The organism is Sphingopyxis sp. FD7 (assembly GCF_003609835.1).
Taxonomy (GTDB): Bacteria; Pseudomonadota; Alphaproteobacteria; order Sphingomonadales; family Sphingomonadaceae; genus Sphingopyxis.
In genome coordinates this window covers 196324-211039 of the sequence record NZ_AP017898.1, presented here as the reverse complement: position 1 = coordinate 211039, position 14716 = coordinate 196324, and the positions used below count along the sequence as shown (strand labels likewise).

Annotated in this window: 14 protein-coding genes; 8 read left to right on the top strand and 6 right to left on the bottom strand. The window is 66.0% G+C overall.

Annotated features, from left to right (window positions below):
* Positions 1-11: 11 nt before the first annotated feature.
* Positions 12-1652, bottom strand: coding sequence for an alkaline phosphatase family protein (locus SPYCA_RS00985; RefSeq protein ID WP_120222079.1), 1641 nt, complete (start codon positions 1650-1652; stop codon positions 12-14).
* Between the two features lie 130 nt (positions 1653-1782).
* On the opposite strand from SPYCA_RS00985, the gene SPYCA_RS00980 reads away from it, so the two are divergent.
* The 5 genes from SPYCA_RS00980 to SPYCA_RS00960 all read left to right on the top strand — a co-directional run bounded on the left by SPYCA_RS00980 (position 1783) and on the right by SPYCA_RS00960 (position 6340).
* On the top strand, positions 1783-3849 hold the full coding sequence (locus tag SPYCA_RS00980) for a thioredoxin family protein (protein ID WP_172594946.1): 2067 nt from the start codon (positions 1783-1785) through the stop codon (positions 3847-3849).
* A gap of 115 nt (positions 3850-3964) precedes the next feature.
* A complete protein-coding gene (locus SPYCA_RS00975; RefSeq protein ID WP_120218611.1) occupies positions 3965-4705 on the top strand; it encodes a TlyA family RNA methyltransferase in 741 nt (246 codons plus the stop codon).
* 61 nt (positions 4706-4766) lie between these two features.
* Positions 4767-5318: a TspO/MBR family protein gene (locus SPYCA_RS00970; protein WP_120218610.1), complete on the top strand. Its 552-nt coding sequence runs from the start codon at positions 4767-4769 to the stop codon at positions 5316-5318.
* Positions 5319-5366: 48 nt separating this feature from the next.
* Positions 5367-5699, top strand: coding sequence for an accessory factor UbiK family protein (locus SPYCA_RS00965; RefSeq protein ID WP_120218609.1), 333 nt, complete (start codon positions 5367-5369; stop codon positions 5697-5699).
* Positions 5700-5833: 134 nt separating this feature from the next.
* A complete protein-coding gene (locus tag SPYCA_RS00960) occupies positions 5834-6340 on the top strand; it encodes a YbjN domain-containing protein (RefSeq protein WP_120218608.1) in 507 nt (168 codons plus the stop codon).
* A 36-nt stretch (positions 6341-6376) separates the two neighbouring features.
* On the opposite strand, the gene SPYCA_RS00955 is transcribed toward SPYCA_RS00960, so the two are convergent.
* The 5 genes from SPYCA_RS00955 to SPYCA_RS00935 form a co-directional block, all read right to left on the bottom strand.
* Positions 6377-7330: a right-handed parallel beta-helix repeat-containing protein gene (locus tag SPYCA_RS00955; RefSeq protein ID WP_120218607.1), complete on the bottom strand. Its 954-nt coding sequence runs from the start codon at positions 7328-7330 to the stop codon at positions 6377-6379.
* Positions 7331-7544: 214 nt separating this feature from the next.
* Positions 7545-10166 carry a methionine synthase gene (gene metH / locus SPYCA_RS00950; RefSeq protein WP_120218606.1) on the bottom strand — a complete coding sequence of 874 codons (2622 nt, stop codon included), beginning with the start codon at positions 10164-10166 and terminating at the stop codon, positions 7545-7547.
* Positions 10167-10316: 150 nt separating this feature from the next.
* Positions 10317-11366, bottom strand: coding sequence for a homocysteine S-methyltransferase family protein (locus tag SPYCA_RS00945; protein ID WP_120218605.1), 1050 nt, complete (start codon positions 11364-11366; stop codon positions 10317-10319).
* Positions 11363-12301, bottom strand: a complete 939-nt coding sequence (metF, locus tag SPYCA_RS00940) for a methylenetetrahydrofolate reductase (protein WP_120218604.1) — start codon at positions 12299-12301, stop codon at positions 11363-11365. The genes SPYCA_RS00945 and metF overlap by 4 nt, the downstream gene beginning before the upstream one ends.
* On the bottom strand, positions 12298-13284 hold the full coding sequence (locus tag SPYCA_RS00935) for an ArsR/SmtB family transcription factor (RefSeq protein ID WP_120218603.1): 987 nt from the start codon (positions 13282-13284) through the stop codon (positions 12298-12300). The genes metF and SPYCA_RS00935 overlap by 4 nt, the downstream gene beginning before the upstream one ends.
* A 228-nt stretch (positions 13285-13512) precedes the next feature.
* On the opposite strand from SPYCA_RS00935, the gene SPYCA_RS00930 reads away from it, so the two are divergent.
* The 3 genes from SPYCA_RS00930 (at position 13513) to SPYCA_RS00920 (ending at position 14594) form a co-directional block, all read left to right on the top strand.
* Positions 13513-13839, top strand: a complete 327-nt coding sequence (locus SPYCA_RS00930; protein ID WP_120218602.1) for a hypothetical protein — start codon at positions 13513-13515, stop codon at positions 13837-13839.
* Positions 13840-14021: 182 nt separating this feature from the next.
* Positions 14022-14318, top strand: coding sequence for an entericidin EcnAB (locus SPYCA_RS00925; protein WP_120218601.1), 297 nt, complete (start codon positions 14022-14024; stop codon positions 14316-14318).
* A 90-nt stretch (positions 14319-14408) separates the two neighbouring features.
* Positions 14409-14594 (top strand): hypothetical protein, encoded by a 186-nt coding sequence (locus SPYCA_RS00920; RefSeq protein ID WP_232003433.1) that lies wholly within the window; start codon positions 14409-14411, stop codon positions 14592-14594.
* Positions 14595-14716 lie beyond the last annotated feature (122 nt).

Below are 14716 nucleotides of genomic sequence, written 5' to 3'. Positions count from 1 at the left end.
CCTTATTCTCTTCACTTTTGGCAACTGCTGCCCGGACCCGAAATCAGGTCGAGGCAGCGGCCATCGATGGTGCCCATATCGACCGGCAGGCCGATCAGCGCCGCGAGCGTCGGCAGAATGTCGACGGTCATCACGGCATTGGGCTGTTCAAAACCGGCAAGCCCCTTGCGCCAGAAGATCATCGGCACGCGGCGGTCGTAATCCCACACCGACCCGTGCGTCGCGACATAGCCGATACCCGGTTCGGCAATCGGGGTGACGCGGGCCTTCAGCGCGATGATGAAGTCGCCCGAACGATCGGGGTGAAATGAGGCGCGCAGCCGATCCATCACGCTCCACATATCCGGGGCGCGCCTCGCGATGGGATGCGCCGCGAGTTCCTCGCGCGTCGCGACCAGCTCGACCTGCGGATGCGCGCGCAGGCGCGGCAGGATTTCGGCTAGCGCCGCCTTGCGCTGCGCCTGGGTCAGCGCCTTCGACAGATAATAATCCCCGCCCTCGCCATAAAGCAAAGGCTGCGACAGGCCGAGCTTTCGGGCGACCTCCTGGCCGAGCGCTTCGGGGTCGAGCGCCTTGTCGACGCGCTGCGCGTCGGGCCAGGCATTCTGGCGGTTGCGTTCGGGCAGGTCGTGGCCGCCATGATCGGCGGTCAGCGCGACGGCATAGTCGATTCCCGCCGCGTCGAGGCGCGCGAAGAAGTCGCCCAGCTCGCGGTCGAGCCCCGCGAGTTGCAGGCACATCTCGCTGCCCTCGGTGCCCGTCCCGTGACCAACATAATCAGTCGCCGACAGGCCGACAATCAGCAGATCGGTGCCGCTCCCCTCGCCCATCCGGCGCGCCTGGCGCAGTGCCGCGGCGGCCGCGAGCACCGCGCCGTCGGCTTCGGGCGACGCCATGAAGCGGCGGAAGTCGCCGGCGTCGCGCGCCATGCGCCCCGTGCCGACCGAGGCGCCATTGGCGAGCGGAATGGCGATGTCCTGCGCCGCGCATTCGGCGGGCAGCGTGAGCGGCCCGCGCGGCTGGTTGATCGCCGCGGCGATCGCCGTGCCCGCACGCTGGGCGGTCGGCGACAGCGCGGTCCCGCGATAGCTGGTGAGGCCGGTGGGCGCGAGCCACAGCGTCTCGTCGGCGCGGTGCCCGCCCATCATGATCGCGGCCCGGTCCTTGCCGGCGACCGACACGACCTGCGCCTGCGGGTCGCGCGCCTTCATCAGGTCGCCCAGCGTCGGGACGAGCAGATGCTTCACCGACGGCGCATATTGGCCGCCGCCCGAGCTCGTGCCCGGCACCGTCTCATCCTCGGCGCAATAGATGCGCTTGTCGGCGCGCGCGACCGACAGGTCGAAATAATTGTTCGCGACCACGCCGGTACGCGCGGGGTGGCTGCCGGTCAGGATCGTCGAATGGCCGGGGCAGGTCTCCGTCGCGCCATGCGCCTGATAGGCCGAAGGAAAGACGACGCCCGACGCGAGCCGCGCCAGGCCGCCCTGGAAGCGGCCGCGATATTCGGCGAAGAGGTCGGCCGAAAACTGGTCGACCGCGATCACGACGAGCAGCTTGGGCGCCGAGGTCGCGGCGGTCGCGGTGGCTGCGGCCGACGGAGCCTCCTGCGCGGCCGCGGGTCCGGCGCCGGCGAGGCACAGCGCGCCCATCAGGGCGGCGATCGGATATTTGAGCTTCACGGGCGGTATCTCCGTCGGGTGGGTGTCAGCGCGGGCTGTCCTCTCGACGAAAGCCGCCTATATGGCAAGCCTTCGGAAAGCGAACGGCCGCGGACGGAGCATGAAATTGGCGAGTGAGGCTTTTGTGACACGCATCGGATGGGCGCTCGCCGCCTTGCTTGCCGCGCTGTGGCTGGCCACCGGTCCCGCGTACGCGCAGGCGACGAACATCACGCCGCGGCTGGTCGCCGAATCGGCAGCGCCCGCGCCCGGCGGCATGACGACGCTCGCGCTGACGATGACACCCGAAAAGCCGTGGCACGGCTATTGGGTCAATGGCGGCGACGCGGGCTTCGGGCTGACGGTTGACTGGAACCTGCCCGACGGTGTGACCATCGCGCCCTTTCGTTATCCCGTCCCCGACGCGCTGATCCTCTTTGGCATGATGAACCATGTCTATGAACATCCCTATGCCTTGCTCGCCGAACTCAGCGTCGACCGCTCGGTCGCGCCGGGAACCGATCTCACCCTGTCGGGGGTCGCCAACTGGCTCGCCTGCACCGACAAGGTGTGCGTCCCCGAAAAGGCGGTGATCTCGGTCGGTTTGAAAGCGGGCGACGGAAGGATTTCCGCCGAAACGCGCGCGCGCTTCGACGCCTGGCGGGCGCTCCTGCCCCAGCCGCTCGACCGGCAGGGCAGATGGGAACGGCGCGGCGACCATGTCCGTTTCGCGATCCCCCTACCCGCCAGCGTGGCGATCGAAAAGCCGCACCTGTTCGTCGAGACGCAGGATGTGATCGACTATGCCGCGCCGCAGCGCATCAGCCGCAATGGCGACCGCATCATCGTCGAGGCGCGCGCCAAGGGGACGCGCGAGGGGCCGGTGGCGGCGCTGCTGAGGACCGGCGACGGGCGCGGCCTGTCGCTGACGCTTGCGCCGGGCGCCGTGCCCCCCGCCGGGGATGTGATCGCGACCCGCAGCGTGGGTATCGACATGCGCCTGTTCTGGACCGCGCTCGGCGGCGCGATTCTGGGCGGGCTGATTCTCAATCTCATGCCCTGCGTCTTTCCGATCCTGAGCCTGAAGGCGCTGAGCCTCGCGCGGTCGGGCGGCGCCGCGCAAACGGCCAGGATCGAGGCGCTGGCCTATACCGCGGGTGCCGTCGTCACCGCCCTGCTGCTCGGCGGCGCTTTGCTCGCATTGCGCGCGGCGGGCGAGCAGGTCGGCTGGGCGTTCCAGCTCCAGCATCCGGTCAGCGTGCTCGCGCTGCTGATCCTTGCGCTCGCGATCACGCTCAACCTGCTGGGATTTTATGAATTGCCCTCGATCGGCGGCGGACAGGCGCTCGCGGATCGGGGCGGCGCGGCGGGCGGCTTCTGGACCGGCGCGCTCGCCGCCTTCGTCGCGACGCCGTGCAGCGGGCCGCTGCTCGGCGCGGCGCTCGGCGCGACGCTGGCGCTGCCCGCCTGGGCGGCGCTGCCGATCTTTGGGGGCCTGGGGCTGGGGCTGGCCCTGCCTTTCCTTGCGATCGGCTTTGCCCCCGCGCTCCGAAATCGGTTGCCGAAGCCGGGGCCGTGGATGAGCAGGTTTCGGCGCTGGATGGCGCTGCCGATGGGACTGACTGCATTCGCGCTGATCTGGCTTTTATGGCGCCAGCTCGGCGGCGGCGAGCAGCTTGTGTGGCCCGCCGTGGCCGTCGCCATGGCGCTCGTGCTGCTCATCCACTATGGTGCGGTCCAGCGCGGCGACCGGCGATCATGGCTGCTGGTCGCCTCCGGCCTTCTCTTCACCGTCAGCCTCGGCGCGACCGTCGCCGAAGTCGCGAAGGCCGAACGGACCGCCGAGGGCGCCGGCTCGACTTTCTCTCCCGAAGTGCTCGCGAGGGCGCGCGCCACGGGCAAGCCCGTCTTCGTCTATTTCACCGCCGACTGGTGCCTGTCGTGCAAGGCGAACGAGGCGGGCGCGATCAATCGCGAGGCGGTGCAGAAGGCATTTGTCAGGGCGGGCGTCGTCACGCTGGTCGGCGACTGGACGAACGGCGATCCTGTCATCACGCGCACGCTCGCCGAACATGGCCGCAACAGCGTGCCGCTTTACCTCTGGTATGCGCCCGGCTCTGACAAACCCGAGATATTGCCGCAGATATTGACGCCGGGGATGCTCACCGAAATAGCCGAAAAGAAATGATATCAGGTTCGTCATTGCGAGCGGAGCGAAGCGATCTCCAGCTATCGGCTTGGGCCAACGATAGCTGGAGATTGCCGCGTCGCCTTCGGCTCCTCGCAATGACGGGGGAAATGTGATGGCCAAGCAGCGCGCCGATCAGTTGCTCGTCGACCGCGGGCTTGCCGAAAGCCGGACGCGCGCGCAGGCGCTGATCCTCGCGGGACGGGCGTTCATCGGCGACCGAAAGATCGACAAGGCTGGACAGCAGATCGCCGCCGACGCCGAGGTGAGCGTCAAGGGCCGCGACCATCCGTGGGTGTCGCGCGGCGGGATCAAGCTCGACCATGCGCTCACCCATCTGGGTTGGGACGTGGGCGGCATGGTCGCGATCGACGTCGGCTCATCGACCGGCGGCTTCACCGACGTGCTGCTGAGCCGCGGCGCTGCGCGGGTTTACGCCGTGGATTCGGGGACCAACCAGCTCGCATGGAAACTGCGACAGGATGATCGCGTGATCGTCCACGAGCAGACGAGCGCGCGCATCCTGACCGCCGACCATATCCCCGAACCCGTCGACCTGATCGTCTGCGACGCGAGCTTCATCGCGCTGGCGAAGGTGCTGCCGGTGCCGATGTCTTTCGCGCCGCCCGGCGCGCGTCTCGTCGCGCTGATCAAGCCGCAGTTCGAGGCCGCGCGCCACGAGGTCGGCAAGAAGGGCGTCGTGCGCGACGCGGCCGTCCATGCGCGCGTCTGCGCCGAAGTGCAGGACTGGTTGACTGGTGAAGGCTGGGACGTCGCCGACCTTGTCGAAAGCCCGATCACCGGACCCGAAGGCAATGTCGAGTTTCTGATCGCTGCGACCAGGCGAACGACTTGACGATGCGCCACACGATCGCGACACAAATGCAACGGATTCGCGGGTGGGGGATAATGCCGACATGACCGAAATCGCAACGCCGGGCCAGCTTCGCATGTCCTACCTCCGCTGGGCGCTGGTCACCGTGCCCGCCATCGTACTGATCGGCAGCCTGATGGGCATCCTTGCGAACAGCGGCTATGACAATCGCTGGTTCGCGGCGCTCGACCTGCCGGCGATCACGCCGCCGGGCTGGGTGTTCGCGGCCGTCTGGCCGATCCTCTACATCCTGCTCGGCCTTTCGCTCGCGATGATCCTGCACGCGCGCGGCGCAAAAGGGCGCGGCTTCGCGCTGCTGCTCTTCTTCGTCCAGCTGATCGCCAATTTCGCCTGGTCGCCGCTCTTCTTCGGCCAGCATGAAGTAACGAAGGCGCTCTACCTCATCATCTTCATCCTGATGGTCACCATCGCGACTGCCTTTGCCTTTGCGCCGATCCGCAAGGCCGCGGCATGGCTGCTCGTCCCCTATATGGCCTGGCTCAGCTTTGCCGCGATCCTCAATTTCCAGATCGACCAGCGCAATCCCGACGCCGAAACCCTTGTCCCCGCCGCCGCCAGCACCCAGATAGGTTGAAGGCGCAAGGGACAACTGGGGTCTGTCCCCGATGAAGGAATATCAGACATGCAGAGCGAAAACCGCTTTTTCGACGACCTCGCCAAGATGGTGAACGGCATTGCCGGAACGGTGGCGGGCGCCGGGCGCGAGGCCGAGGCCGCGATGCGCGAGCGCGCCAAGGAGTTTGTCGGGCGCATGGATTTCGTCGGCCGCGAAGAGTTCGAGGCAGTTAAACAGATGGCGGCGACCGCGCGCGCCGAAGCCGAAGCGCTGAAGGCCCGGCTCGACAAGCTGGAAGCCGCGGCGAAGCCGGTGGCGGCAAAGACCGCGGCGAAGCCTGCGGCCGCGAAACCCGCTCCCAAGCCTCCCGCGAAACCCAGGGCCGCCCCGAAAAAATAATCGTCACCCCGGCGAAGGCCGGGGTCTCGACCTCGCGTTCGGCAGCACCGTCGAGATCCCGACCTTGGCCGGGATGACGCCTGGTGGTGACTTGCAGACTCGCAACCTTGCCCCAGAACAGCTAGGGCGGCGCCATGAGTGACGATATTTACGAAGACGACGACGGCCAGGACGCGGCGCCGATGGACATGCTCGCCTCCTATTTCGCGGCGCACGACTGGCCGCATGAGATGGTGGGCGAGGATGAGATCGTCGCGACCGCGCAGGGCAGCTGGACGACCTATGAACTGCGCGCGGTGTGGCGCGCCGACGACGGCGTGATCCAGCTTCTCGCCTTTCCCGACATTCGCGTCGTCGAGGACAAGCGCGCCGTCGCGCACGAGGCGCTGGCGATGATCAACGAGCAGCTGTGGCTCGGCCATTTCGAGCTGTGGTCGAACAGCGGCACGATCCTTTATCGCCACGGAATGCTGCTCGGCGCCGACGCCGCGCTGCCGCTCGACCTCACCGAAACGCTCGTCGAAAGCGCGATCGACGAATGCGAGCGCTTTTATCCGGTGTTCCAGTTCGTGCTGTGGGGCGGCAAGACCCCCGCTGAGGCGCTGGCGGCGTCGCTGATCGAAACGCGCGGGGAAGCTTAGAAGCTACCTCTATTCCGTTCGTGTCGAGAGCGCGCGTTATCTTTTCTCGAAGCGCGTCAGCCCCGCGCCCAGCTCGTTCGCGCCGATCGCCAGCGCCTCGCCGCTCCAGTCGGCGACAAACACCGATCGGCGGCCCAACCCCGCGGGGAGGCTCGCCCGATTGGCTTCGATGACAAGGCCGCGTGAGGGATTCTTTCGTTCTTCGGCGGCGACCGCGATGAAGGCCGAATAATTTTCCTTGTCGCGCCCCTGCACGAACAGATTGTTTGCGATCCGTCCCACCGACCCCGACGGCAGGTCGATCATATAGTTGGTGCCGGTTCCCTGCGTATCGTCGAAGCTGTTGTCGCTGACGTCGACCGCGATCGCACGCGTCTTCAGATAATGGCCGCCGCTGCCCTTTTCAAACCGTGTGCGGGTGACGGTCACGCGGCCATAGATGCCGGTGTAGACGCTGTGCGCGCAGCTCAAACCGCGGTCGCAGCGGCCGAGCCGCGAAAAGGTCGAACGGTCGATGGTCAGCGCGGCGTCCGCGTCGTCGGCAGTCAATATGCCTTCCTCGCTGTTGCGGAACAGGCTGTTCGCGACATCAAGGTCACTCCGTTCGAGCCGGATCCCCGCGCCATTGCCGTCGGGAACGCGCATATTCTGGAACACGAGACCATCGACACGCGCGCCCGCGCCGCGCAGCACCAGCGCCGCCTTGCCCTCGCACGTCACGCCGTCGAAAATCGCGCGGCCTGGTTCGACGGCGACGAAGGCGATCCGCCCTGCCGTCTGGACGGCGCAGTCGCGATGATAGCCGGGTGCGATGCTTATCGTCCCCTCACCCTCGCCGATCGCATCGACCGCATCCTGCAATCGCGAAAAACCCCGACCGTCGATGTTGTAGGGCGCGCCGCCGGTCTGTGCGGGCAGCGGTGCAGGCGCAAGGAGCAGCGGCAGGGCGAGCAGCGGCAGCAAGGGCCGACGAAGGAGCGACTTGAGCATGGGCGGGCTATAGCGGTTTATGCGGCGGTAGTCGTTGGCGAAGCTGGTTAATCCCTAGCGTGTCCTGTTGTCGGACAGGAGGTCGGGCGAACATTAAAACCTTCGTCATGCTGAACTCGTTTCAGCATTCATGGCCTGCGCTATCAACAAGCGCGGCGGCTAAGGACAGGTCGGGCCATGGACCCTGAAACAAGTTCAGGGTGACGAGATATATTTAATCCAGATTCGGCCGCAACCAGCGCCTCGCAGTCTCCAGGTTGACCCCGCGCCGCCGCGCATAATCCTCGAGCTGGTCGCTGCCGATCCGCGCGACGCCGAAATACTGGCTTTCGGGATGGCCGAAATAAAAGCCGCTGACCGCCGCGGTCGGCAGCATCGCAAAACTTTCGGTCAGTACCAGCCCGGCATTCTCGCCGGCGTCAAGCAGGTCGAACAGGATCGGTTTCAAACTGTGATCGGGACAGGCCGGATAGCCCGGCGCCGGACGGATGCCGCGATATTCCTCCCTGATCAGCGCCTCGTTGGTCAGCTGCTCCCCCGGCGCATAGCCCCACAGCGTCGTGCGGACATGCTGGTGCAGCCGCTCGGCAAAGGCTTCGGCGAAACGGTCGGCGAGTGCTTTCAGCAAAATGTCCGAATAATCATCCTTGTCAGCACGGAACCGCTCCGAATGCGGCTCGATCCCGTGGATGCCGACCGCAAAGCCGCCGATCCAGTCTCCCGCCGGGTCGATGAAATCGGCGAGACACATATTCGCGCGGTCGCGGCTTTTCTTGATCTGTTGGCGCAGGAAGGGGAGCGTGACATGACGCTCCTCCTCGGCGAGGTGGATGACGACATCGTCGCCGTGCCGCGCGCACGGCCAAAGGGCGCAGACGCCGCGCGCGGTCAGCCATTTTTCGCCAATGATGCGGTCGAGCATCGCATCGGCATCGACCTTGAGCGCCTGGGCGGTTTCGCCGACCACCTCGTCGTCGAGGATCGACGGCCAGGTGCCGTGCAATTCCCAGGCGCGGAAAAAGGGCGTCCAGTCGATATAGTCGCGGAGATCTTCAAGCGACCAGTCGTCGAAGCGGTGCAAGCCGGGCTCAAGCGGCGGCGCGGGCTTGTCGCTCAAATAGGCGTCGTAATAATTGGCGCGCGCTTCCTCGATCGTGTGGAGGACGCTTTGCCCCTTGCCCGCGCGCACGTCGCGGACATGGGCATAATCGTCCTTATACCCTTTCACATAGTCATCGCGGCCCGTGTCGCTGACCAGCGCGGTCGCGACCCCGACCGCGCGGCTCGCGTCGAGGACGTGGAGCACCGGCCCCTCATAGGCAGGGTCGATGCGCAGCGCGGTGTGGACTTTCGAGGTCGTCGCGCCGCCGATCAGCAGCGGCATCGTCATTCCCGCGCGCTGCATTTCCTCGGCCACCGTCACCATCTCGTCGAGCGAAGGGGTGATGAGGCCGCTGAGGCCGATCATGTCGGCGTCATTCTCGTTCGCCGCCTCCAATATCCTGGTCCACGGCACCATCACGCCCAGGTCGACGATCTCGAAGCCGTTGCACTGGAGCACGACGCCGACGATATTCTTGCCGATGTCGTGGACGTCGCCCTTGACGGTCGCCATCACGACCTTGCCCTTGCCCTTCGCGCCCGGCTCCTTCGCCGCCTCGATAAAGGGCAGCAGGTGCGCGACCGCCTTTTTCATCACGCGCGCCGATTTGACCACCTGCGGCAGGAACATCTTGCCTGACCCGAACAGGTCGCCGACGACGTTCATCCCGTCCATGAGCGGCCCTTCGATCACGTCGATCGGGCGGTCCATGGCGAGGCGCATCTCTTCGGTGTCCTCGACGATATGCGCGTCAATCCCCTTGACCAGCGCATGTTCGAGGCGCTTGGCGACCGGCCAGCCGCGCCATTCCTCGGCCGCCTTTTCCTGCGCGGCATTCGTTCCCTTATAGCGTTCGGCGAGCGCGATCAGCCGTTCGGTCGGGCTTTCGGCCTCTCCCTCGACCTTGCGATTGAGGATGACATCCTCGCAGGCGTTCCGCAATTCGGGGTCGATGGTGTCATAGACGTCGAGCTGCCCCGCGTTGACGATCGCCATGTCGAGTCCCGCCGGGATGGCGTGATAAAGAAAGACGCTGTGCATCGCGCGGCGCACCGTCTCGTTGCCGCGAAAGCTGAACGACAGATTGGACAGGCCGCCCGAAAAATGCGCGTGCGGACAGCGGACGCGGATTTCCTTTACCGCTTCGATGAAATCGACCGCATAATTGTCATGCTCTTCGATCCCCGTCGCGACCGCGAAGATATTGGGGTCGAAGATGATGTCCTCGGGCGGGAAACCGATGGACATGAGCAGCTTGTAGGCGCGCTCGCAAATCTCGACCTTGCGGTCTTTGGTATCGGCCTGTCCGACCTCGTCGAACGCCATCACGACGACCGCGGCGCCATAGGCCATGCACTTCTTCGCATGATCGAGGAACTGCGCCTCGCCTTCCTTCATGCTGATCGAATTGACGATCGGCTTGCCCGGAACGCATTTGAGGCCCGCCTCGATCACGCTCCATTTCGAGCTGTCGATCATCACCGGCACGCGCGCGATGTCCGGCTCGGCGGCGATGAGCTTCAAAAAGGTCGTCATCGCATGTTCGGCGTCGAGCAGCCCTTCGTCCATGTTGACGTCGATCACCTGCGCGCCATTTTCGACCTGCTGGCGCGCGACCTCGACCGCCGCGGCATAATCGCCCGCGAGGACGAGCCTCTTGAACGCGGCCGAGCCCGTGACATTGGTGCGTTCGCCGATATTGACGAAGGTGGAGGAGGCGTTGGTTTCGGTCATTTATCTTCCTGATCCTCCCCGCTTGTGGGGAGGGGGACCGCCGCAAAGCAGTGGTGGAGGGGGCTCTCGTGAAAAAGCCTTGGCTGCTGACCGAGAACCCCCTCCGTCAGCGCTGCGCGCTGCCACCTCCCCGCGAGCGGGGAGGATCAATCAAGCCGCCATGGTGAATGGCTCCAGCCCCGCGAGGCGCGTGCGCACCGGCACGTCGGGAAGCTGTCGCGGCGCCAATCCCTCGATCGCCCTTGCCATCGCCGCAATATGCTCAGGCGTCGAACCGCAACAGCCACCGAGAATGTTCACCTGCCCGCGCTCGGCCCATTCGCGCACCAGGCCCGCGGTCGTTTCGGGCAGCTCGTCATATTCGCCGAGTTCGTTGGGGAGGCCCGCGTTAGGATAGACCATCACAAGCGCGTCGGCGAGATCGGACAAGACCTTCACATGCGGGCGCAGCTGCGCCGCGCCGAACGAACAGTTGAGGCCGATCGTCAACGGCTTCGCGTGACGGACGGCATACCAGAAAGCCTCGACCGTATGCCCCGACAGATTGCGGCCGCTGAGGTCGGTCAGCGTCATCGAAATCATCAACGGCAGTTCGCGCCCGACCTTCGCTTCGGCTTCGAGCGTCGCGGCGATGCCGGCCTTGGCATTGAGCGTGTCGAAGATTGTTTCGATCAGGATGAAATCGGCACCGCCCTGGGCAAGCGCGACCACCTGTTCCAGATAGACGTCCTTCAATTCGTCGAAGTCAATCTCGCGAAAGCCCGGATTATTGACGTCGGGCGACAGCGACAGCGTCTTGTTCGTCGGCCCCACGGCGCCGGCAACGAAGCGACGGCGGCCGTCGAGCGCCGCAAACCTGTCGGCGGCCTCGCGCCCCAGTCGCGCGCTTTCGTGGTTGATGTCGGCGACCAGCGCCTCGGCGCCATAGTCGGCCTGGCTGATGCGATTGGCGCTGAAAGTGTTGGTCGATACGATGTCGGACCCCGCCGCGAGATAGGCCTCGCCGATCGCGGTGACCACATCCTGCCGCGTCAGCGCGAGGATGTCGTTGTTACCCTTCTGGTCATGGCCGAGGCCCAGCGATCCGGCATAATCGCTCTCGTCCAGCTTGCGGGTCTGGATCTGCGTGCCCCAACCGCCGTCGGTGAGCAGGATGCGTTCCTTTGCGGCGGCGGCGAGAGCTTCTCTTGCGCTGGTCATGCTGCCTGATCCTTCCGGGTCGATACCGGCCGCAGCCCCAGCAAGTGGCAGATGGCATAGCTGAGCTCGGCGCGGTTGAGAGTGTAGAAATGGAAGTCGCGCACGCCGCCCGCATAGAGGCGGCGGCACATTTCGGCGGCGATCGTCGCCGCAACGAGCTGCCGTGCCGCGGGATGGTCGTCGAGCCCGTCGAACAGCGACACCATCCACGCCGGGATCGCGGTGCCGCACATGTCGGCCATCCGCCGCGTTTGCGACACGTTCGAGACGGGCAGGATGCCGGGGATGATCGGCGCGTCGATCCCCGCCGCCGCCGCGCTGTCGCGAAACCGCAAAAAGCTGTCGGGCGAAAAGAAGAATTGCGTGATCGCGCGGTTGGCGCCCGCATCGAGCTTGCGTTTCAGATTGTCGAGGTCGGCCTGCGGACAATCGGCGTCGGGATGCACTTCGGGATAGGCGGCGACCGAGATGTCGAACGGCGCAATCGCCTTCAACCCGGCGACGAGCTCCACCGCATTGGCATAGCCGTTGGGGTGTGCGCGGTAAGGCTCGCCGCCCGGCATGTCGCCGCGCAGCGCAACGATATGGCGCACGCCCGCATCCCAATAAGCGCGCGCGACAGCGTCGATTTCGGCGCGCGACGCCTCAACGCAGGTCAGGTGCGCCGCGGCCGGCACGCGGCTTTCCGCTGCGATGCGCGCGACCGTCGCATGGGTGCGCTCGCGCGTCGATCCCCCAGCGCCATAGGTGACCGACACGAAGCTGGGGTCAAGCGGTTCGAGCGTGCGGAACGTTTCCCACAGCTGCGCCTCCATCTTCGCCGACTTTGGCGGGAAAAACTCGAAGCTGACGCCGACATCGCCGTCCAGATTGGCAAAAAGCGGCGACGCCGCGGCGCGGCGCGCCTCCGCCAGCGCGTCGAGGTTCGAGGTCATGCGGCGAGCCTTTTACTTTGTCCGCCATCGCTGACGGGGGGTTGATCCTGATCGCTCCGGCGGCGGCCAAGCCACAGCTTGACGGCGAGCTTCCCGCCTTCGAGCGTCTGTGTCGTTTCGAGCAACAGGCCCGCCGAAGCAAACCAGCCGCGGATCTGCGCGTCCGAAAAACCAAGGCGCGCGTGCGCGGCGAGGGTGCGCAATTCCTCATCCTCATGCGGCGCGAAATCGACGATCAGCAAATGGCCACCGCCGCGCAGCACCCGGCTGGCCTCGGCGATCACGCGATCGGGCTCGTGCGCAAAATGCAGCGCCTGGTGGATGACGATGCTGTCGATACTCGCGTCGGCCACGGGCAATTCCAGAAAGTCGCCCTGAAGCAGGTCGACCGGAACCGACTGCCGTTCGAGCTTGGCGCGTGCGATGCGCAGCATCTCGGGACTGCGGTCGAGCGCGGTGATGCGGCGCGCAGTCGGCGCGAAAATCTCCGCCATCCGCCCGGTTCCCGTCCCGATGTCGAGCAGGTGACCCAGGCGACGGTTGTGCATCATCGCCAGCATCGCCGCCTCGACCTCGCTTTCGGCGACATGGCGCGAACGGATCGCGTCCCATTCGGCGGCATGTTCGGCGAAATAGCGTTCGGCTGCCGCCGCGCGCTCGGCGCGCACCGCCGCCAACCGCCGCGCATCGTGCGCGATCACGCGCCTCTCGCGCGGCGAAAAAGGCCATTTATCGGCTTGCGCGATCGCTTCGGCAACGGGCCCTTCGCTGACGATCCGCAAGAAGACCCAGCTCCCCTCGCGTCGCCGCTCGACGATCCCGGCTTCGACAAGGATACGAACGTGGCGCGAAACGCGCGGCTGGCTCTGGTCGAGCACGATCGCCAGCTCGCCGATCGCCAGCTCCATCTCGCGGAGCAGCGCCACGACTCGCAGGCGGGTCGGGTCAGCCAGAGCACGAAAAATGTCGATCAGCTCGCTCATGGACTGTCATATAAAGCTTTCTTTATATCTGGTCAACCAAGTCGCATCCCGCGATTTCCGCGGCGCGGGCGCAGCCCATCGGCCGATTACGATGAAAGGCGGGGAACGAGACAAAAAGGCCATTGCACGCCTTTTGGCGAGGCGGTAATTCTTCGCGCGATTGGCAATTTTCGGGATCGATCCGTTCCTGTGCCGGTCGGTCAGTTCAATTGAGAGGGGTATTCCCACATGAAGAAATCGATCACGCTGTCACTCGTCCTCGCCGCTTCGCTCGGCCTTGCCGCTTGCGCCGAAAAGGCTGCCGACGACGCAGCTGCCACCGATGACGCCGCCGCGACCGTCGAAGGCGCGGCAGACGGCGCGATGGAAGCGGCCGAAGGCGCTGCCGACGCGACCGCCGCTGCGGGCGACGCCGCTGCCGCCGCCGACGCCGCCGGCGATGCCGCCGCTGCTGGTGACGCCGCCACGGCTGCCGACAAGGCTGCCGAAGCGGCTGACGCGGCCAAGGAAGCCACCGACGCCGCCAAGGGCGCGATGGAAGAAGCCAAGAAGTAATTTCTTTCCGGCTTTATCGGCCTGTCAACGAAAGGGGGGTGTCGGTTTGCCGACGCCCCCCTTATTCATTCAGGCCATGTCGTGGCTGTTGGCACCGTTCAGCAGCGTGGTTGCCAAGCTGCGGATCGGTCGTTAGGTCTCACCCCATGGCCCCGGTGGCCATTGCATTCGAAAGGAAACCCATGCGCAAGATGATTATCGCTTCGATGGCCGCCGCGGCCTTCAGCCTCGCCGCCTGCTCGGAACAGACGCAGGACGCCGCCGCCGATACCGCTGCTTCGGCGGGTGAAGATGTCGAAGCCGCGGGTGACGCGATGGCCGAAGGCGCCGCCGACGCCGCCGCCGCGACCGCCGAAGCCGCCGACGATGCCGGCAACGCCATCGAAGGCACGGTGAACGCCGCCGGCGACGCCGCCGAAGCGGCGGGCGACAAGATTGCCGAAGAAACCGCCAAGGCCGAAGCCAACGACAAGCAATAAGTCGCCGCTTCGCCTTCGGGCTGATATGGGGCTCCACTCGGCAAGGGTGGAGCCCTTTCTCATGGGAGGAGAGCGATGCGAAAAAAAGCGATGAGCATCATGGCCCTGGCCTTGGCCAGCTTTGTCTCGGGTTGCAGCCGCACCGAGAATGAACCCGGACCCGGCGGGGTGACAGTCAGCGAAGCCAGGGCGCTCGACGATGCGGCGGCAATGCTCGAAAGCCGCGACCGCGGCGACCCGGCGGAGGAGGCGGCCGAGACCGGCGGCGACAAATAGACTTCTCGCCGCCCCGTCACCGCGCTAGGCTTGCGAGCTCCGCAGCTGGCGCTTGCAGATGGAGTCCCATCGGGAAGCAGAGCAGGCGCTATCGACCTTAAGGCGCACGCCTGGGTGATCCA